We start from the raw sequence: 17,707 nt of genomic DNA, 5'->3' as shown, positions 1-17,707 counted from the left end.
TGCTTGTGGGAGTCTCCATGAAAGTCGCCATTCTGTCCGGCTCGGTCTACGGCACCTCCGAAGACGTCGCGCGCCACGCCAGGCGCCTGCTCGAAGCCGCCGGCTTCGAAGCCTGGCACGACCCGCGCGCGACCCTCGACGGCCTGCTGGCCTTCGCCCCCGAGGCGCTGCTGGTGGTGACCTCGACCACCGGCATGGGCGAGCTGCCGGACACCTTCCAGCCGCTGTACTACGCGCTGCGCGACCGCCTGCCGGACTGGCGCGGGCGTCCGGGCGGGGTGATCGCCCTGGGCGACACCAGCTATGGCGACACCTACTGCGGCGGCGGCGAGCAGGTGCGCGAGCTGCTGGCGGAGCTGGGCATGCGCGAAGCGGTGCCGATGCTGCGCCTGGACGGCAGCGAGACGGTGGACCAGGAAACCGACGCCGAGCCGTGGATCGCCGAATTCATCGCCGCGCTGAAAGCCTGATGCATCCCCGCGCACGTTATCTGATCGACACCCTCGGCCTCGCCCCGCACCCCGAGGGTGGTTTCTATCGCCGGGTGTTCGATTCGAGCCTGACGGGCGCCGATGGCCGCCAGCAATCCTCGGCCATCTTCTTCCTGCTGCCCGGCGGCACGGTCAGCCGCTGGCACCGGATCGACGCCGACGAGCTCTGGCACTACCACGAAGGCGGCTCGCTGGAGCTGCTGGTGGCCGAGACGCCGGAGGTCGTGCGCATCGAACGCCTGGGCCCGGTGGGCGAAGGCAGCCTGCCGCAGCGCGCGGTACCCGCCCACGCCTGGCAGGCCGCGCGTTGCCTGGGGGATTACGTGCTGGTGGGCTGCAGCGTGTCGCCGGCGTTCGAGTTCGCTGGGTTCAGGCTGCTGGCGGATGACGCGCAGGCGCAGCGGGACTGGCCGCGGCTGGCCGGGGAGTTTGCCGGGCTGCTGTAGAGCGGTTCGCGAGCAAGGATTGGGCGTCTACAGATCCGCGCCGGCGTGCTCTTCGTAGGAGCGAGCTTGCTCGCGAACCGCCTCGCTCCGAACCCCCATTCGTAGGATGGGGGGAGCGAAGCGATACCCATGCTGCTCGGGGCCGGATCGATGGGTATCGCTTCGCTCCACGCCATCCTACGGTTCAGGTTCGTGCTTCGCGGGCTGGATGCAGGGGCATCTCCTGCATCAGCTCCAGCCACGCCTTGGCCGCGTTCGACAGGTAGGCATCGCGCCGCCAGATGAAGCTGATGTCCCAGCGCAGCTCCGGCTCGCGGAGCAGTACGCGCGCCACGCCCGGACGCTCCAGTTCCTCGGCCACCACCCGCGGCAGCAGCACCACGCCCTGGCCGGCGGCGACCAGCGCGCCGAGGAAGTCCGCCTGGCCGCTGCGGCCGCCTTCCTTCGGCTCGAAGCCGGCCTCGCGGCAGGCGCGCAGCAGGCGGTCGTTGAGGGTGAAGCTCTGCTGGTAGAGCAGGAACGGCGTGTCGGCCAGCTCCACCAGGCTCAGGCTGTCCCGCGTGGCCAGCGGGTGGTCGGCCGGGAGCAGGGCGTCCAGCGGCTCGTTGCAGAACGGCTGGTGGTCGAAGGCCGGGTCTTCCGGGGTGAGGCCGCCGCCCAGCTCCAGTTCGCCGCGGTAGACCTGTTCCTCCATGGTCTTGCTGCCGCCTTCGATCAGGTGCACGGCGATGTTCGGGTAGCGCCGCCGGTATTCGGCGAAGCGCCCGGCGAACAGCGCGTCGGCGCCCAGCAGCGGCAGCCCCAGGCGCAGTTCGCCGCGGTGCAGGCGGCTGAGGTCGTCGAGCTCGGTGAGCAGTTCACGGCGCAGGCGCAGCATGTCCTCGGCGCGGCGCAGCACCACCTCGCCGGCGGCGGTGAGGCGCACGTTCGGGCCGCTGCGCTCCAGCAACTGCACGCGCAGGCTCTGCTCCAGCTGGGCGATCTGCTTGCTCACCGCCGACTGGCTGGCGTTCAGGTGCACCGCCGCCTGGGTGAAGCTGCCCTGGCGCACCACTTCGGCAAAGGCGCGCAGCTGCTTGAATTCCATTCTGGAATGACTCCGATTCGAACAATTCGTTTTGGCGATGATAGGCGCGGGCGTAGGCTTTGCGCCATTCCCGAACGCTTTTCTTCTTCCCCGAATCCATCGAGACCGCTGCCATGTTCCGCCGCGCCGCCCGCCTTTTTCTCGAACTCGCCGTGCTGGTCGCCTTCTGGTGGATCGGCGGCTGGATCGCCAGGCTCACCGGCCTGCCGCTGCCCGGCGGGGTGATCGGCCTGGCGCTGCTGCTGGCGCTGTTCGCCAGCGGGGCGATCCGTCCGGCCCTGCTCCAGGGCGGTGCCGGCCTGTTGCTGGCGGAGATGCTGCTGTTCTTCATCCCCGCGCTGATGAGCCTGCTCGACTACGGCCCGCTGCTGCGCAGCGAGGGCTGGAAGATCCTGCTGGTGATCGCCGCCAGCACCGTGCTGGTGATGCTGGCCACCGCGCTGGCGGTGGAATGGATGTGTCGCTGGAGGTCGCGCCATGAGCCCCGATAGGCAAGCGCTGTTCTGGCTGGCCGTGACCCTTGGCGGCTACCTGCTCAGCCGTACCCTCTACCGCCGTTTCCAGCAGTACTGGCTGTCGCCGATCGTCTTCGTGCCGGCGCTGCTGTTCGCCCTGGCGATCCCGCTGCAGGCGAGCTACGCCGATTACGCCCGCGACACCAACTGGCTGGTCGCGCTGCTCGGCCCGGCCACCGTGGCCTTCGCCATTCCGATCTGGCAGCAGCGCGCCCTGCTGGCCCGCCACTGGCCGGCGCTGCTGACCGGCATGTGCGCCGGCTCCGCGGTGGCCATCGGCAGCTCCTGGGCGCTGGCCCGTGCGCTGGCGCTGGACGGCCAGGTGACCCTGTCGCTGCTGCCGCGCTCGATCACCACGCCGTTCGCCATGGAAATGTTCCACGACCTGGGCGGCGTGCCGGAACTGACCGCCGCCTTCGTGATGATCACCGGGGTGTTCGGCGCCCTGGTCGGCGGCCTGCTGATGCGCCTGCTGCGGCTGCGCTCGACCCTGGCGCGCGGCGCGCTGCTGGGCGTGGGCGCCCACGGCGCGGGCACCAGCCGGGCCTACGAGTTCGGCGGCGAGGAAGGTTCGGCCGCCGGCCTGCTGATGGTCCTGACCGGGCTGTTCAACCTGCTGCTGGCGCCGCTGCTGGCCGGGTGCCTGTGATCAGCTGAGCTCGAAGGCATCGAGCATGCGCGAGGTCTCGGCGGGGGAGTTGAACATCATCACGTCGATGATCGACAAGCCGGTCTCGAAGGTCGGCCGCCGCTGGTCGTAGGGTGCCAGCCTGGGTTCGTGGAAACGCAGGGTCAGCCCGGCCGCCTGGTACTTGTCGCGGTCGAAGAAGTGCTGGCCGCCCGGCGGGTTCCAGTACTCCTCCACGCCACCCAGCGCCTTGCAGATGTTCAGCGCCCATTCGTCCGCCGCCCGTGGCGGCTCCAGCTCCAGGTCCATGCGCGAAAGCACCGGCATCTGCCGGGGAAAGCCCAGGTAGGCGCAGGTCGCCTCCAGGGTCGCCTTGTTCACCGAGACGATGTCCTCGAAGGGGTGGTCCAGCGCCGCGCCGATCATCTCGCGGACGTCCCGGTAGTAAGGCGCGCTCCGCCGATAGATCTCCAGTTGCGAGAACAGGCTGCGGCGCCAGTCCTGGCGGTTGTCCACCCGCACGTCCTTGATCAGGGTCTCGCGGCGGTGCTTCACCTTCGGCACGCGGACGTACAGCCAGCCCTCGTGCTGCTTGAGGATGCGGTTGCGCTCGATCCAGCCGTGGTGGATGTACTGCACCGTGTCGAACAGCACGAACAGGTCGGTGTGCTTGATGAGGCTGAAATACCCCAGGTAGGGGAAGAAGTAGGGTTGCATGATGGCGGTTTTTTTCACGGGGCATCCTCGCTGACCGGCATGGAGTCTCCTCCCGACTCCCGGGTACCGCTGAAGTGTTTCGGTATGTTTCTGTGCGGCGGAAATGTGCGTTGAAGCACGCGCCGGAGAGGCCCGCTGCCCTGAGCGGCAGGGACGCTTCCGCCCGCCCGGGGCGCTCTGCGCTGGGCGGATTGCGCGGTGGGAATGGCTGTCGCCAGGGCTTCGGAAAGCGCCGGGGCGCATGGCCACTATAGGTGCGAATGCCCGGGGCGCAAGGCGCTCCCGCGGGCGGGCTGATGGTGTGATATTCAGCGAATCAACTGTCAGTTCCGTGACAGCCGGCGCCGTGGGCGGCCGACTAGACTGCTGGCTCGCATAACAACAACGAAGAGGCTACCGACCATGCACGCCGCTCACCCCACGCCTACCGTGAACGTCAAGGAGCAGGTCTCCGCCGCCGAATGGCAGACCCGCGTCGATCTCGCCGCCTGCTACCGGCTGATCGCCCTGCAGGGCTGGGATGACCTGATCTTCACCCACATCTCCGCCAAGGTCCCCGGCACCGAGGACTTCCTGATCAACCCCTACGGCATGATGTTCCACGAGATCACCGCGTCGAGCCTGGTGAAGGTCGACCTCTCCGGCAGGAAGCTGATGGACAGCCCCTACGACATCAACCCGGCCGGCTACACCATCCACAGCGCCATCCACGAGGTGCGCCACGACGTTTCCTGCGTGCTGCACACCCACACGCCCGCCGGCATCGCGGTGTCCGCGCAGAAGCAGGGCCTGCTGCCGATTTCCCAGCAGTCGCTGTTCGTCCTCTCCAGCCTCGCCTACCACGGCTACGAGGGCGTGGCGCTGAACCACGACGAGAAGGCGCGCCTGCAGGCGGACCTCGGCGAAGCCAACTTCATGATCCTGCCCAACCACGGCCTGCTGACCTGCTCGGCGACCATCGCCGACACCTTCCTGATGATGTTCACCCTGCAGCGCGCCTGCGAAATCCAGGTGCTGGCCCAGGGCGGCGGCGCCGAGCTGATCCTGATCCCGCAGCCGATCCTCGACGGCGCCCGCGCCATGGCGGCGGCCGTGACCAGGAGCAAGCAGGGCATGGGCGGCGCGCTGGCGTGGCCGGCGCTGCTGCGCAAGCTGGACCTGCAGAACCCCGGCTACCGCGACTGATGGGCCTGCCCGGCATTGCCCTGTGCGACTGGCGCGCGCAGGGCGGCTCCTTCACCTTCCGTGGCCATTCCATCCGTTTCTGGAGCGCCGGCAGCGGTGCGCCGCTGCTGCTGATCCACGGTTTCCCCAGTGCCTCCTGGGACTGGCACTACCTGTGGCGGCCGCTGGCCGAGCGCTACCGGGTGCTCGCCTGCGACATGCTCGGCTTCGGCGACTCCGCCAAGCCCCGCGGGCATGACTACCGCATCCACGAACAGGCCGACCTGCAGCAGGCCCTGCTGGAGCACCTGGAGGTGCGCGAGCCGGTTCACCTGCTGGTGCACGACTACGGCAACAGCGTCGGCCAGGAACTGCTGGCGCGGCACGAGGAGGGGCGATTCGACGCGGCGTCCTGCGTGTTCCTCAATGGCGGGCTGTTCCCGGAGACCCACCGCGCAGTGCTCTCGCAGAAGCTGCTGCTCGGCCCGTTCGGCGTCCTCTTCGGCAGGCTGTTCGACCGCAAGCGCCTGGCGCAGAACTTCGCCAAGGTGTTCGGCCCGCAGACCCAGCCTTCGGAAGCGGAGCTGGACAGCTTCTGGAGCCTGATCCGCCACAACGACGGACAGCGGGTGATGCACCGGCTGATCCACTACATCCTCGACCGCCGCGAGCACCGCGAACGCTGGGTCGGCGCGATGCAGCGCACGCGCGTGCCGCTGCGGGTGATCGACGGGCCGCTGGACCCGATTTCCGGCGCGCACATGGTGGCGCGCTACCGGGAGCTGATCCCGCAGCCCGATACCGTGCTGCTCGACGGCATCGGCCACTACCCGCAGGTCGAGGCGCCGGAGCGGGTGCTGGAGCACTACCTGGCGTTTCGCCGGGAGCGCGCGAGGTAGATCCGGACGGGGCCTCGCCGATCTTCGGAATTGGCTGATGGTTCGTCCTTCATCGGCGCGCATAGCGTTGCGGCTTTTTCCAGCCGGAGACCGCCGCCATGCCGCTCAACGCCATCATTCCCGTCCGCCGCCCGCAGGGCTCGCTGCTGTACCGGGCGCTGCTGCACCTGCGCCGGGACTTCGCCTGGATCGCCGTGCCGGCGCTGCTCCTGCTGCTGGCCGGCGCTGCGGCGGGCGGTTATTTCGCCTGGCAGCTCCAGCACTGGCTGCCCGCCGCCGGCGCCGTCCTGGCGTTGCTGCTGGCGCTGGGCCTGGTGCTGTTCTGGAGCGAATACGACTGGTGGCTGTTCAAGCTCGGCCCGCGCGAGAAACTGAACCTGCCGATACGTTGATCATCCCCCGGCCTTATCGGGCACCATTCGCCCTGATCGTCTTGGTTGTGACCCGCTGGCGACTGCCGGACACTCCGGAAAAACAGACCTGCCTGGAGTCCCAACCATGAGTGATGCCCTGCGTTTCGACGGAAAAGTCGTGATCGTCACCGGCGCCGGCGGCGGTATCGGCCGCGCCCACGCCCTGCTGTTCGCCAGGCACGGCGCGAAGGTGGTGGTCAACGACCTGGGCGGCAGCACCCACGGTGAAGGCGCCAACGCCTCGGCCGCCGACCGCGTGGTGGCCCAAATCCGCGAAGCCGGCGGCACCGCCATCGCCAACCATGACTCGGTGACCGACGGTGACAAGATCGTGCGCCAGGCGGTGGAAGAATTCGGCCGCATCGACGTGGTGGTGAACAACGCCGGCATCCTGCGCGACAAGACCTTCCACAAGATGGAAGACGCCGACTGGGACCTGGTCTACAAGGTCCACGTCGAGGGCGCCTACAAGGTGACCCGCGCCGCCTGGCCGTTCATGCGCGAGCAGGGCTACGGCCGGGTGATCTTCACCTCGTCCACCTCCGGCATCTACGGCAACTTCGGCCAGAGCAACTACGGCATGGCCAAGCTCGGCCTCTACGGCCTGACCCGCAACCTCGCCATCGAGGGCCGCAAGAACAACATCCTGGTCAACGCCATCGCCCCCACCGGCGGCACCCGCATGACCGAAGGGCTGATCCCGCCGCAGGTGTTCGAGCAGCTCAAGCCCGAACTGGTCAGCCCGCTGGTGGTGTACCTGGGCAGCGAAGCCTGCCAGGAGACCTCCGGCCTGTTCGAGGTCGGCGGCGGCTGGATCGGCAAGGTGCGCTGGGAGCGCAGCCTGGGCGTGGGCTTCGACCCGCGCAAGGGCTTCGATGTGGAGGACGTGGCGGCCAACTTCGCGCAGATCTGCGACTTCGAGAATGCCGCGCACCCGAAGGACAACGTCGAAGCGCTGCGCGAGATGATGGCGAACCTGCAGAAATACGCCGGCTGATCCGGCCAGCCCGACCGGCGGAACGGCCAGCGGGGCTGTTCCCGTGCGGCGGACGCAGTAAGGTGAAAGGGCCGGCTTGAAGCCGGCCCTTTGCATTTCCGCTGCCCGAAGGAGTTCGCCATGAGCGTGATAATCGAGAGGAACGGCCCGGTGACCACCCTGGTCATCGCCCGCCCGGCGGTACGCAATGCCGTGGACCTGCCCACCGCCCAGGCACTGGCCGATGCCTTGCGCGATTTCGAGCAGGACGAGGAGGCGCGGGTCGCCGTGCTCGCCGGCGCCGGCGGGACCTTCTGCGCGGGGGCCGACCTGGCGGCGGTGGCCGAGGATGGCGAGCGGCGCAACCGCCTGGAAACCGAAGGCGACGGGCCGATGGGCCCCAGCCGGATGCAACTGTCCAAGCCGCTGATCGCCGCCATCGAGGGCTATGCGGTGGCCGGCGGGCTGGAACTGGCGCTGCTCGCCGACCTGCGGGTGATGGCCGAGGACGCGGTGTGCGGGGTGTTCTGCCGGCGCTTTGGCGTGCCGCTGATCGACGGCGGCACCGTGCGCCTGCCGCGCATCATCGGCCAGGGCCGGGCGCTGGACCTGATCCTCACCGGCCGCCCGGTCGGCGCGCAGGAGGCGCTGATGATGGGCCTGGCCAACCGCGTGGTGCCGCGCGGGCAGGCGCTGGAGGCGGCGGAGGAGCTGGCGCGGGAGATCGCCGAGTTTCCCCAGCGCTGCATGCTGACCGATCGCGCCAGCGTGTTCACGCAGTGGAACCTGTCCTTCGACGTGGCGCTGGCCAATGAATTCCAGGGCGGGATGGCGGTGATCCAGAGCGGCGAGACGGTGGAAGGGGCGAAGCGATTCGCCGAAGGGGAAGGGCGGCACGGGGAGTTTTGAGGTCCGCGCCGCTTTTCGTAGGAGCGAGCTTGTTCGCGAACCTGCTTGGCGCCGGCTCTGCCGGCGGGTCGCGGACAAAGTCCGCTCCTACAGGGGAACACGGCTTTCGTAGGAGCGGAGCTTCTCCGCGATGCTTTTGCTCTTCGTAGGGCGGATAACTCGCAGCGTTATCCACTGTCCTGTTCGGAGTTCATGCGCCGCTTCGGCGTGTGCTGAGACTTCTTGTTTCGCCCTCCCGGGCGAGTCCCTTTTGGCGTCCCAAAAGGAACCAAAAGGACCCGTCCCGACATCCGGGTCTTCGCTTCGCTCAGACTGCCCTCGCTCCGGCATTGCTCCGAGGGTCGGCTTGCAAGGGCCATCCCTGGCCCTTCAAGCCTCTCGCGGCATCCATGCCGCTCGCCCCTCTGCGCAATACCTCCACTCGGCCTCCTGACGGGACCCTGCGCGCGCCTGCGATTTCGGTGTGACAGGCAGAGCTGCGGCTGAAGGATCGCTCTTCGTAGGATGGCGTGGAGCGAAGCGATACCCATCAGGTGGATAACGCTGCGAAGAGCAGACCGCGTCGCTCACTTGCGCTCGATGATCACGTAGGTCTTGCGCACGGTTTCCTGGATATCCCACACGCCCAGGCTGTTCTGCGGCAGCAGGAAGGCGTCGCCGGCCTGGAAGGCGATGGGCTCGCCGTCGTCCGGGGTGAAGGTGCCGCGGCCGGCGATGAAGTGGCAGAACTCCTGCTCGACGATCTGCCGGCGCCAGCGGCCGGGGGTGCATTCCCAGATGCCGGTTTCTACGCCGTCGGGACGCTCGACGGATTCCACGCGGGTTTCCGACACCGGCTCGCCCAGCGGCACGGCGACCGGGTTGGCTTCGCCGAGCTCGGCGTGCAGGGTGTTCTTCAGGTGGGTGAGTTTCATTCGTGGCTCCAGTGGGTTCTTGTGAGGGCGGATCAGCCGACCTTCCAGGTCATCAGGCCTTCCATGGTCGCGGCGACTTTCTCCGCCAGGCGGCGGCGCCAGGGGGCGCTGTGCGGGTTGGCCAGCACTTCGTCTTCGTGCACGAAACTGCGGATGATCGCGTTGTAGCCCAGCCAGCGGCAGGGCTCGGGCTCCCAGCCGCGCAGGCCGTCCTGCAGGCGGCGGTCGTCGATCACCCAGGGCTGGCGGGTCAGCGCGCTGTCCTGGCCGAGGATCAGGTCGGCGAGGGTGCGGCCGCCGAGGTTGGTGGCGCCGACGCCTTCGCCGCCGTAGCCGCCGGAGAGGGCGATGCCATTGCGGCGGTCGATCAGCATGTGCGGGTGGAAGCGCCGCGACATGCCGAGGTTGCCGCCCCAGGTGTGGGTGATGCGCACGTCCTTGAGCTGCGGGAACAGCTCGCCGAACAGGTAGCGGCGCAGCCCCACTTCATCGTCGGTCAGGCTGAAGTCGTTGCGCAGTTTGCCGCCGAAGCGGTAGCCGCCGCGGGCACCGAAGGCCAGGCGGTTGTCGACGGTGCGCTGGCCATAGGTGACCTGGCGGCTGAATTCGCTGAACGCCTGGCCCTGCGCCAGGCCGATCTCGGCCCACACCGCTTCGGGCAGCGGCTCGGTGGCCACCAGCAGGCTCTGCACCGGCAACTGGTAGTTGCCCAGCGGCGGCAGGTCGGCGGCGTAGCCTTCGATGGCCGGCACCACCCAGTGCGCCTTCAGCTCGCCCTGGTCGGTGCGCAGCAGGCCGGGCGCCCAGTGGGTCACGCGGCTTTTCTCGAAGATCTGCACGCCTTGGCGCTCCACGGTGCGGGCCAGGCCGCGGACCAGCTTGGCCGGGTCGATGGTGGCGCAGTGGGGGGTGTGGATGGCGCCCAGCGCGCTGGGGATGCGCAGTTGCTCGGCCAGTTCGCTGGTGCTCAGCCAGCGGTAATCGTCCTCGGTCAGGCCCTCGGCATGCAGGTGCGCGAGGTAGTCGCGCAGGCGCCGCTCCTGTTCCGGGTAGCGCGCGGCGGCATACAGCGCGCCGCCCTTGCGGTAGTCGCAGTCGAAGCCTTCGCGTTGCAGCACGCGGGCGACTTCGTCGGGGATGTCGTGCAGCAGGTCGTAGGAGGCGCGGCGCTGTTCGGCGGAAAGGCCGGCGAGCAGGCGGTCCTCGCCGAGGATGTTGCCCATCAGCCAGCCACCGTTGCGGCCGGAGGCGCCGAAGCCGGCGGTCTGCGCCTCGACGATGGCAATCTTCAGCTGCGGCGCGCGCTGCTTCAGGTAGTAGGCGGTCCACAGTCCGGTGTAACCGGCGCCGGCGATGGCCACGTCGACTTCCTGCGTGCCTTGCAGGGAAGCGCGCGGGACGAGGTCGTCGTCCAGTTGGTTCATCCACAGACTGATATGACGCCATGCCGACATAGACGACTCCGGAAGGGGAAACGGGGGAATGTCGGCAAGCCTAGAAGCGGCGCGGGTTCCTGTCGTCTGCGCGGGTACGCGGGGAGAGCCCGCGCGCCCGCCGGCACGTGCCGGTCAGGCGTCGCCCTGCTGGTCGCGCAGGCGTTTCAGGTATTCGCGCGGGGACTGCCCGGTGTGCTGGCGGAAGCAGCGGTAGAAGGCCGACAGCGAGTTGAAGCCGGCGGAGAAGGCCAGCTCGTCGATGCGCGCCGGCAGCGGCGGGCGCAGCTGGCCGAGCAGGTGGGTGAGGCGCGTCTGGTTGACGTACTGGTAGAAGCTCAGCCCCATCACCTGGTTGAGCAGGTAGGAAATCTGGTTGCGGGTGTAGCCGGTGGCGTTGGCCACCTGGGTCAGGTCCAGGTCCGGCGCCAGGTACGGCTGGCTCTTGCCGAAGTAGTGCTCCAGGTCGCTGGCCAGCTGGCTCAGCTGGCGCGGCGAGAGGCCCAGGCGGCTGGTGGCCGGGCGCGGGTCGCTGGCCTGCGTGCGGTTTTCGGCGCCTTCGCGCACCACCGAGGCGTACTCGTTGATCCGCCAGATGCGGCCGTCGCGCACGGTGATCGCTTCGCTGGAGTGGAAGGTCGCCAGGCGGCCGCTGAGGGTCACGGCGATGCGGTACTGGATGAAGGCGGTGTCGCCATCCACGCGAATGCGGTCGATGTGCCTGAGGAACTCTTCCGGCCGGCTGGGCATGGTGCCGCGCACGTACTCGCGCAGCTCGGAGAGGCCCAGGCGGCGGTTCTGGAAGTAGTCGTTGTACTCCACCTGCGGATGGTAGAGCGCGAGCACCGCTTCGAGGTCGCGCTGCTTCCAGCACTCGTGGTAGCGCAGGACCACCTCGCGGGTCTGGCCGGTGAGGTGGCTGTCGGTCGGGCGTTGGTCGATGGCTTGCATAGGCCGCCAAGGATGCCCCAGAACCATGCCGTTGGGGTAGTGGCAATGCCCGCCGCGCTCTCCAGGCGCTGTCCACGCACTATCCAGATGCTCGATGACCCGACATTGCGTGCGCCAATGTCGGCCGAAGAGCCCCGTGCCAGAGGGGGGATTCACTCTTTCGGGCGACACCGCGAATACCACCTTGGAGCGCTTGGTGGCCATCAGGGGCCTGAGTAGGGTGTAGCCACCTCGACACAGTCAGGAGAGCCGCATGACAACAAAAACAAGGCGCGGATTCTTCCAGCCGCAACTTCTCGCCACTGCCGTCGCCCTGGGATGCGCCGCCCAGGCTCAGGCCGTTTCGTTCAACATTGGGGAAATCGAAGGACAGTTCGACTCCAGCCTGTCCGTGGGGGCCAGCTGGAGCACCCAGAGTCCCAAGCAGGACCTGATCGGCGCCGCCAACGGCGGCCACGGCATGACCCAGACCAACGACGACGGACGCCTGAACTTCCGCAAGGGCCAGACCTTCTCGAAGATCTTCAAGGGCATCCACGACCTGGAGCTGAAGTATGGGGACTTCGGCTTCTTCACCCGTGGCAAGTACTGGTACGACTTCCGCCTGGAAGACGAAGATACCGAGTTCAAGCCGATCTCCAACAGCGGCCGCAAGGAGGGCGCCAAGTCCTCCGGGGCGCAACTGCTCGACGCCTTCGGCTACTACAACTACGCCATCGCCGACATGCCCGGCACCGTGCGCCTGGGCAAGCAGGTGGTGAGCTGGGGCGAGAGCACCTTCATCGGCAACAGCATCAACACGATCAACCCCATCGACGTCTCCGCCTTCCGCCGGCCCGGCTCGGAAATCAAGGAAGGCCTGATCCCGGTGAACATGCTCTACATGTCCCAGAGCCTCACCGACAGCCTCTCGGTGGAGGGCTTCTACCAGCTGGAGTGGGACCAGACGGTGCTCGACAACTGCGGCACCTTCTTCTCCACCACCGACGTGGCGGCCGACGGCTGCAACAACAACTACAACATCCTCGACAAGAACACGGTCACCGCCCTCAACGCGCCGGCGACCAAGGCGCTGCTCGACTCCCTGGGCGTGACCGTGACCCCCGAGGGCCTGATGGTGCCGCGCGGCGCCGACCGCGACGCCCGCGACTCCGGGCAGTGGGGCCTGTCCCTGCGCTGGCTGGGCGATGACGTCGAATACGGCGCCTACGCCATGAACTACCACAGCCGCACGCCCATCGTGAGCATGCAGAACGCCAGCGCCGCCGACATCGTCAACGCGGCGACCGTCCCGCCGCTGGCCCAGCCGATCCTGCTGGGGCGCGGCAGCTACTTCCTCGAATACCCCGAGGACATCCGCCTGTACGGCCTGAGCTTCTCCACCACGCTGCCCACCGGCACCGCCTGGAGCGGCGAGCTCAGCTACCGGCCGAACATGCCGCTGCAGCTCAACACCACCGACCTGACGCCGAAGCTGGCCACCACCGTGGCCGAAGGTCTCGCCACCGGCGGCGTGGCGGGCGCCCTGGCGCAGGCCGGGCGGATCAGCCACGGCTACGTGCGCAAGGAAGTGACTCAGGCGCAGACCACCTTCACCCACTTCTTCGACCAGACCATGGGTGCCGACCGCCTCACCCTGGTGGGCGAGGTCGGCGTGACCTACGTCGGCGGCATGACCAACGAGGTCGACGCGCGCTACGGCCGCGACTCGGTGTACGGCGTGCCGGAGAATGCGGCGGCCGAGGCGGAATATGGCAGCGGCGGCTTCTATACTTCTTCGTCGTGGGGCTACCGTGCCCGCGCCATCTGGGACTACAGCAACGTGTTCGCCGGGGTGAACCTCAAGCCCAACCTTGCCTGGTCCCATGATGTGAACGGTTACGGTCCGGTCTTCAACGAAGGCAGCAAGGCCGCCAGCATCGGCCTCGACGCCGATTACCAGAACACCTATACCGCGAGCCTGAACTACACGAACTTCTTCGGCGGCGACTACAACACCATCGTCGACCGCGACTTCGTTTCGCTCAGCTTCGGCGTGAACTTCTGATCTGCCAGACCAAGGAATCGACGTATGAGAACGACAAGAATTCTTCAATGCGGCGCGCTGGCCCTGAGCCTGCTGTCCTGCGGAGTGATGGCGGCGGTGTCCGCCGACGAGGCGGCCAAGCTGGGCACCAGCCTGACGCCGATGGGCGCGCAGAAGGAAGGCAACGCCGACGGCAGCATCCCGGCCTGGACCGGCGGCATCGACAAGAGCGCCGGCAGCGAGGACGCCCACGGCTTCCTCAGCGACCCCTTCGCCGGCGAGAAGCCGCTGTTCGTGATCACCGCGCAGAACGTCGGCCAGTACAAGGACAAGCTGTCCGAGGGCCAGGTCGCGCTGTTCAAGCGCTACCCGGATACCTACCGCATCCCGGTGTACCCGACCCACCGCACCTTCTCGCAGCCGGCGGAGATCTACCAGGCGGCCAAGGTCAGCGCCACCAACGTCCAGCCGATCAACGATGGCAACGGCCTGGATAACTTCGACAAGAGCCGCTACTACGCCTTCCCGATCCCGAAGAACGGCGTCGAGGTGCTGTGGAACCACATCACCCGCTACCGCGGCGGCAACCTGACGCGCACCATCGTCCAGGTCACCCCGCAGACCAACGGCAGCTACACGCCGATCCGCTTCGAGGAAACCGTCGCCTTCCCGCAGAACATGGCTGAAGTCGACCCCTCGAAGACCTCCAACATCCTGCTCTACTTCAAGCAGTCGGTAACGGCGCCGGCGCGCCTGGCCGGTAACGTGCTGCTGGTCCACGAGACCCTCGACCAGGTCAAGGAACCGCGCCTGGCGTGGATCTACAACGCCGGCCAGCGCCGCGTGCGCCGCGCCCCGCAGGTGGCCTACGACGGCCCCGGCACCGCCGCCGACGGCCTGCGCACCTCGGACAACTTCGACATGTTCTCCGGCGCGCCGGACCGTTACGACTGGAAACTGGTCGGCAAGAAGGAGATGTACATCCCCTACAACAGCTACAAGCTGGGCCTGCCGACCGCCAAGTACGACGACATCGTCAAGACCGGCCACCTCAACCAGGACATGACCCGCTACGAGCTGCACCGGGTCTGGGAAGTGGTGGGCACCGTCAAGCCGGGCGAGCGGCACATCTACGCCAAGCGCCACCTGTACCTCGACGAGGACAGCTGGCAGATCGCCGAAGTCGACCAGTACGACGGCCGTGGCCAGCTGTGGCGGGTTTCCGAGGGCCACCAGATGTTCAACTACGCGCACCAGGTCGGCGGCTACGTGCCGGAGGTCGTCTACGACCTGATCGCCGGCCGCTACCTGGCCCTGGGTCTGTTCAACGAGGAGAAGAACGGCTACCAGTTCGGCATCAAGGCCAACATGGCCGACTTCACCCCGGCAGCGCTGCGCAACGCCGGCGTGCGCTGATCCGCCCCACGCTCCCTGGTCTTTGCCCCGGCGCCTCACGGTAGGCGCCGGGTTTCTTTTTTCCGCCGGCGCAGCGTCTGCGCCGGGCCTGCAGCGGTTCGCGCTATGGCGCGCCATGAATGCGGCTGATGGTCCTTTGCCGGCTCCGCGCCGGGGCATAGTCTGGCCCGCAGCAAATGGCCGGAAGAAGCCGATGTCGACAATCGCCCTGTACAGTTCCGCGCTGCCGCGCCCGCCTCGCCAGCACCTGCCCCGCGAGCGCCTGGGCAGCGGCCTGGGCGCCGCCGAATGCCGCCTGCGCCTGCTGGTGGCGCCGCCGGGCTGCGGCAAGACGGTGCTGATGAGCGAGTGCGCGCGCCGGGCGCCGGCCGGCACCCGCGTGGTCTGGCTCGGCCTCGGCGGCCGGGCGCTGGAACCCGCGCAGCTCTGCGAGCGGCTGGGCGAGGCGCTGGGCGTGGCCCGCCCCGGCGAAGAGGCGCTGAGCGCCTGGCTGGAGACCGCGAGCGAGCCGCTCTGGCTGATGCTCGACGATTACCCTCGGGCCCCGGACGTCGCGCTCGACGACTGCTTCGACCGCCTGCTCGCCGTGGCCTCCCCGCAGGTCGGCTGGTGGCTGTCCAGCCGGCGGCGGCCGCAGTGCAACCTGACCCGCCTGCTGCTCGAAGGCGAGCTGCTGGAGCTGGATGCCACGGCCCTCGCGCTGACCCAGGGCGAACTCGACCGTTACCTGCAGGCGTCCGGCCTGGAGTGGCCGCAGGCCCAGCGCGAGGCGCTGCACGAAGCGACCCGGGGCTGGTTCGCCGGCGTCCGCCTGCGCCTGCTGAGCCTGGCCAGCGACGGCCTGGCGCCCTGCGCGACACAGATCGCGGAGAGCGGCAGCGCGTTGCTGCAGGACTACCTGCAACGCGAAGTCCTGGCTTCGCTGCCCGCGCCGCTGGCGGACATCCTCTGCGCGCTGGCGGCCATCCCGCGCTTCGGCCGGGAGCTCAGCGACTACCTGTTCGACGACCCCGGCCAGGGGCTGGACGGCCTGCTCGCCTGGGGCGCGCTGGTCGAGCCGGTGGACGACACCCTGCACGGCTTCCAGGTCGCGCCGATGCTGGCGCCGGCCCTGGCGAGCCTGTCCCGCTGGCCGGCGCCGATGCTGCACCGGCGGGCCTGCCAGTGGTTCAGCCAGCGCGACGACCTCCATGCGGCGTTCGAACACGCGCTGCTCGCCGAGCAACCCGACGTGGCCGCCAGCCTGTTGCAGCGCTTCACCGAGGAGCAACTGCTGTACGGGCGCAACATCGAGCGGGTGCTCAAGCTGCGCGAAACGCTGCCGGACGAGCTGCTGTGCAGCACGCCGCGCCTGCTGGTGCTCAACGCCTGGACGCTGCTGCTGGTCGGCCGGCTGGACGAGGTCGAGGCGCTGCTCTCGGGGTTCACCCGCTTCCTGCCGATGCCCGGCGCGCGCCGCCAGCGCGCGCTGGTCGCGCAGTGGCAGGGCCTGGCCGGGGTGCTCACCCACGCCCGCGGGCGGGCCGGCGCCCACGAGCTGCTGCGCGAGGCGCTGGAGTGCCTGCCGGAGGACGCCTGGGCGCAGCAGCTGATCTGCCTGTCGGCGCTGACCCAGCAGGCCCAGGCCGATGGCGACCTGGCGCAGGCCCGCCTGATCAACCGCGATGCGCTCAAGCTCGCGCGGCTGCACGGCAGCCTGACCTTCGAGGCGCTGCTGGAGCTGGACCGCGCCCAGTGGCTGGAGCAGCGCGGCGAGCTGCAGCGCGCCGACGCCCTGCTGGCGCGGGTGCAGGACTATCTGGACGAGATGCGCGTGACCGGCAACGCCATGGCCGGGCGCGTGGCCCTGCGGCGCGGCTGGCTGAGCCTGCGCCAGGGACGCAACGAGGAGGCGCGCGAGCTGTTCATCGTCGGCCTCACCGAAACCCGCCGCAGCCAGGACCCGAACCTGATCTACGGCCTCGCCGGCATGGCCTGGCTGGATGCGCTCGACGGCGACATCGACGGCGCCTTCAACCGCCTGCAGGACGTGGAGCGGCAGATGCAGCTGCAGCATGTGCCCGAGGCCATGTACCGCGGCCCGCTGCTGCTGGCCAGCGGCGCCCTGAGCCTGCGCCAGGGACGGGCGGGGCAGGCGCGCGAGGTGCTGCTGCGGGTCGCCTCGCGCTGCCGCGCGGACCACCTGAGCCCGCCGGCCGCCACGCCGGACATGATCCTGCGGGTGGAGCACTACCTGGCGCTTGCCGAGCTCTACGACGGCGAGGTCGAGGGCGCGCTGCGGCGCCTGTCGACGATGCTCCCCGAGCTGCTGCGGCAGGGCCGCAACACGCTGGCCTGCGATGTCTGGCTGGCGCTGGCCGAGGCCCGCTATCTGGCCGGCAGCCCGGACCAGGCGCGCGCCGCGCTCGACGAGGGGCTGGCGCTGGTGCGGCGCTTCGGCCTGTTCGCCGCGCTGGGGGAAACCCAGCGCCGCCAGCCGGCGCTGTTCGGCCTGCATCCCTGCTCCGGCGAGATGGCGGCGCCGGGCCTGCTCAGCCTGCGCGAGCTGTCGGTGCTGGAGCTGATCGCCCAGGGCTGCTCGAACCTGGAAATCGGCGAGCGCCTGTACATCTCGCTGCACACGGTGAAAACCCACGCCCGCCGGATCAACGGCAAGCTCGGCGTCGAACGGCGCACCCAGGCGGTGGCGCGGGCGAAGGAACTGGGGCTGCTGAAGGCCTGA

17 protein-coding genes are annotated in these 17,707 nt (G+C 68.9%); 12 read left to right on the top strand and 5 right to left on the bottom strand.

Going from position 1 to position 17,707, the window contains the following annotated elements:
* Positions 1-17 precede the first annotated feature (17 nt).
* A complete protein-coding gene (locus tag AC3B6A_RS22290) occupies positions 18-470 on the top strand; it encodes a flavodoxin (RefSeq protein ID WP_488399282.1) in 453 nt (150 codons plus the stop codon).
* Entirely contained in the window at positions 470-937 is a 468-nt protein-coding gene (locus AC3B6A_RS22285) for a cupin domain-containing protein (RefSeq protein ID WP_488399281.1), read from the top strand. The genes AC3B6A_RS22290 and AC3B6A_RS22285 overlap by 1 nt, the downstream gene beginning before the upstream one ends.
* Before the next feature lie 184 nt (positions 938-1,121).
* Here the strand turns inward: AC3B6A_RS22285 and AC3B6A_RS22280 are convergent, their stop codons facing one another.
* Positions 1,122-2,024: a LysR family transcriptional regulator gene (locus tag AC3B6A_RS22280; RefSeq protein WP_488399280.1), complete on the bottom strand. Its 903-nt coding sequence runs from the start codon at positions 2,022-2,024 to the stop codon at positions 1,122-1,124.
* Positions 2,025-2,137: 113 nt separating this feature from the next.
* On the opposite strand from AC3B6A_RS22280, the gene AC3B6A_RS22275 reads away from it, so the two are divergent.
* The gene (locus AC3B6A_RS22275) at positions 2,138-2,515 is read left to right on the top strand and encodes a CidA/LrgA family protein (RefSeq protein ID WP_488399278.1); all 378 of its coding nucleotides are present in this window, start codon (positions 2,138-2,140) and stop codon (positions 2,513-2,515) included.
* Positions 2,502-3,188 (top strand): LrgB family protein, encoded by a 687-nt coding sequence (locus tag AC3B6A_RS22270; protein ID WP_488399277.1) that lies wholly within the window; start codon positions 2,502-2,504, stop codon positions 3,186-3,188. The genes AC3B6A_RS22275 and AC3B6A_RS22270 overlap by 14 nt, the downstream gene beginning before the upstream one ends.
* Here the strand turns inward: AC3B6A_RS22270 and AC3B6A_RS22265 are convergent, their stop codons facing one another.
* Complete coding sequence (locus tag AC3B6A_RS22265) at positions 3,189-3,902, bottom strand: WbqC family protein (protein WP_488399276.1); 714 nt, start codon at positions 3,900-3,902, stop codon at positions 3,189-3,191. It lies immediately after the preceding gene.
* A 384-nt stretch (positions 3,903-4,286) separates the two neighbouring features.
* Between AC3B6A_RS22265 and AC3B6A_RS22260 the strand changes: the two genes are divergently transcribed.
* The 5 genes from AC3B6A_RS22260 to AC3B6A_RS22240 all read left to right on the top strand — a co-directional run bounded on the left by AC3B6A_RS22260 (position 4,287) and on the right by AC3B6A_RS22240 (position 8,245).
* Positions 4,287-5,069, top strand: coding sequence for a class II aldolase/adducin family protein (locus AC3B6A_RS22260; protein WP_488399275.1), 783 nt, complete (start codon positions 4,287-4,289; stop codon positions 5,067-5,069).
* Complete coding sequence (locus AC3B6A_RS22255; RefSeq protein WP_488399274.1) at positions 5,069-5,947, top strand: alpha/beta fold hydrolase; 879 nt, start codon at positions 5,069-5,071, stop codon at positions 5,945-5,947. The genes AC3B6A_RS22260 and AC3B6A_RS22255 overlap by 1 nt, the downstream gene beginning before the upstream one ends.
* 98 nt (positions 5,948-6,045) lie before the next feature.
* Positions 6,046-6,339, top strand: a complete 294-nt coding sequence (locus AC3B6A_RS22250; RefSeq protein WP_488399273.1) for a hypothetical protein — start codon at positions 6,046-6,048, stop codon at positions 6,337-6,339.
* A 106-nt stretch (positions 6,340-6,445) separates the two neighbouring features.
* Positions 6,446-7,357: an SDR family oxidoreductase gene (locus tag AC3B6A_RS22245; RefSeq protein WP_488399272.1), complete on the top strand. Its 912-nt coding sequence runs from the start codon at positions 6,446-6,448 to the stop codon at positions 7,355-7,357.
* Between the two features lie 120 nt (positions 7,358-7,477).
* On the top strand, positions 7,478-8,245 hold the full coding sequence (locus tag AC3B6A_RS22240) for a crotonase/enoyl-CoA hydratase family protein (RefSeq protein WP_488399271.1): 768 nt from the start codon (positions 7,478-7,480) through the stop codon (positions 8,243-8,245).
* A 566-nt stretch (positions 8,246-8,811) separates the two neighbouring features.
* On the opposite strand, the gene AC3B6A_RS22235 is transcribed toward AC3B6A_RS22240, so the two are convergent.
* The 3 genes from AC3B6A_RS22235 to AC3B6A_RS22225 form a co-directional block, all read right to left on the bottom strand.
* Complete coding sequence (locus AC3B6A_RS22235) at positions 8,812-9,159, bottom strand: cupin domain-containing protein (protein ID WP_488399270.1); 348 nt, start codon at positions 9,157-9,159, stop codon at positions 8,812-8,814.
* A 32-nt stretch (positions 9,160-9,191) separates the two neighbouring features.
* A complete protein-coding gene (locus tag AC3B6A_RS22230) occupies positions 9,192-10,613 on the bottom strand; it encodes an NAD(P)/FAD-dependent oxidoreductase (protein ID WP_488399269.1) in 1,422 nt (473 codons plus the stop codon).
* A gap of 114 nt (positions 10,614-10,727) precedes the next feature.
* The gene (locus tag AC3B6A_RS22225) at positions 10,728-11,480 is read right to left on the bottom strand and encodes an AraC family transcriptional regulator (protein WP_488403672.1); all 753 of its coding nucleotides are present in this window, start codon (positions 11,478-11,480) and stop codon (positions 10,728-10,730) included.
* A gap of 316 nt (positions 11,481-11,796) precedes the next feature.
* Here AC3B6A_RS22225 and AC3B6A_RS22220 point away from each other — a divergent pair, with 316 nt between their 5' ends.
* The 3 genes from AC3B6A_RS22220 to AC3B6A_RS22210 all read left to right on the top strand — a co-directional run bounded on the left by AC3B6A_RS22220 (position 11,797) and on the right by AC3B6A_RS22210 (position 17,707).
* Positions 11,797-13,590 carry a DUF1302 domain-containing protein gene (locus AC3B6A_RS22220; RefSeq protein WP_488399268.1) on the top strand — a complete coding sequence of 598 codons (1,794 nt, stop codon included), beginning with the start codon at positions 11,797-11,799 and terminating at the stop codon, positions 13,588-13,590.
* Between the two features lie 24 nt (positions 13,591-13,614).
* Positions 13,615-14,985: a DUF1329 domain-containing protein gene (locus AC3B6A_RS22215; RefSeq protein ID WP_488399267.1), complete on the top strand. Its 1,371-nt coding sequence runs from the start codon at positions 13,615-13,617 to the stop codon at positions 14,983-14,985.
* Between the two features lie 193 nt (positions 14,986-15,178).
* Positions 15,179-17,707, top strand: coding sequence for a LuxR C-terminal-related transcriptional regulator (locus AC3B6A_RS22210; RefSeq protein WP_488399266.1), 2,529 nt, complete (start codon positions 15,179-15,181; stop codon positions 17,705-17,707).

This window comes from Pseudomonas sp. B12(2026), assembly GCF_057767015.1.
This window is presented reverse-complemented; position numbering and strand designations above follow the sequence as displayed.

What these genes read in the sequence shown, in the direction of transcription:
- AC3B6A_RS22290 (WP_488399282.1), top strand. Translation starts at nt 18, where the DNA reads ATGAAAGTCGCCATTCTGTCCGGCTCGGTCTACGGCACCTCCGAAGAC.
- AC3B6A_RS22285 (WP_488399281.1), top strand. Translation starts at nt 470, where the DNA reads ATGCATCCCCGCGCACGTTATCTGATCGACACCCTCGGCCTCGCCCCG.
- AC3B6A_RS22280 (WP_488399280.1), bottom strand. Translation starts at nt 2,024, where the DNA reads ATGGAATTCAAGCAGCTGCGCGCCTTTGCCGAAGTGGTGCGCCAGGGC.
- AC3B6A_RS22275 (WP_488399278.1), top strand. Translation starts at nt 2,138, where the DNA reads ATGTTCCGCCGCGCCGCCCGCCTTTTTCTCGAACTCGCCGTGCTGGTC.
- AC3B6A_RS22270 (WP_488399277.1), top strand. Translation starts at nt 2,502, where the DNA reads ATGAGCCCCGATAGGCAAGCGCTGTTCTGGCTGGCCGTGACCCTTGGC.
- AC3B6A_RS22260 (WP_488399275.1), top strand. Translation starts at nt 4,287, where the DNA reads ATGCACGCCGCTCACCCCACGCCTACCGTGAACGTCAAGGAGCAGGTC.
- AC3B6A_RS22255 (WP_488399274.1), top strand. Translation starts at nt 5,069, where the DNA reads ATGGGCCTGCCCGGCATTGCCCTGTGCGACTGGCGCGCGCAGGGCGGC.
- AC3B6A_RS22250 (WP_488399273.1), top strand. Translation starts at nt 6,046, where the DNA reads ATGCCGCTCAACGCCATCATTCCCGTCCGCCGCCCGCAGGGCTCGCTG.
- AC3B6A_RS22245 (WP_488399272.1), top strand. Translation starts at nt 6,446, where the DNA reads ATGAGTGATGCCCTGCGTTTCGACGGAAAAGTCGTGATCGTCACCGGC.
- AC3B6A_RS22240 (WP_488399271.1), top strand. Translation starts at nt 7,478, where the DNA reads ATGAGCGTGATAATCGAGAGGAACGGCCCGGTGACCACCCTGGTCATC.
- AC3B6A_RS22235 (WP_488399270.1), bottom strand. Translation starts at nt 9,159, where the DNA reads ATGAAACTCACCCACCTGAAGAACACCCTGCACGCCGAGCTCGGCGAA.
- AC3B6A_RS22230 (WP_488399269.1), bottom strand. Translation starts at nt 10,613, where the DNA reads ATGTCGGCATGGCGTCATATCAGTCTGTGGATGAACCAACTGGACGAC.
- AC3B6A_RS22220 (WP_488399268.1), top strand. Translation starts at nt 11,797, where the DNA reads ATGACAACAAAAACAAGGCGCGGATTCTTCCAGCCGCAACTTCTCGCC.
- AC3B6A_RS22215 (WP_488399267.1), top strand. Translation starts at nt 13,615, where the DNA reads ATGAGAACGACAAGAATTCTTCAATGCGGCGCGCTGGCCCTGAGCCTG.
- AC3B6A_RS22210 (WP_488399266.1), top strand. Translation starts at nt 15,179, where the DNA reads ATGTCGACAATCGCCCTGTACAGTTCCGCGCTGCCGCGCCCGCCTCGC.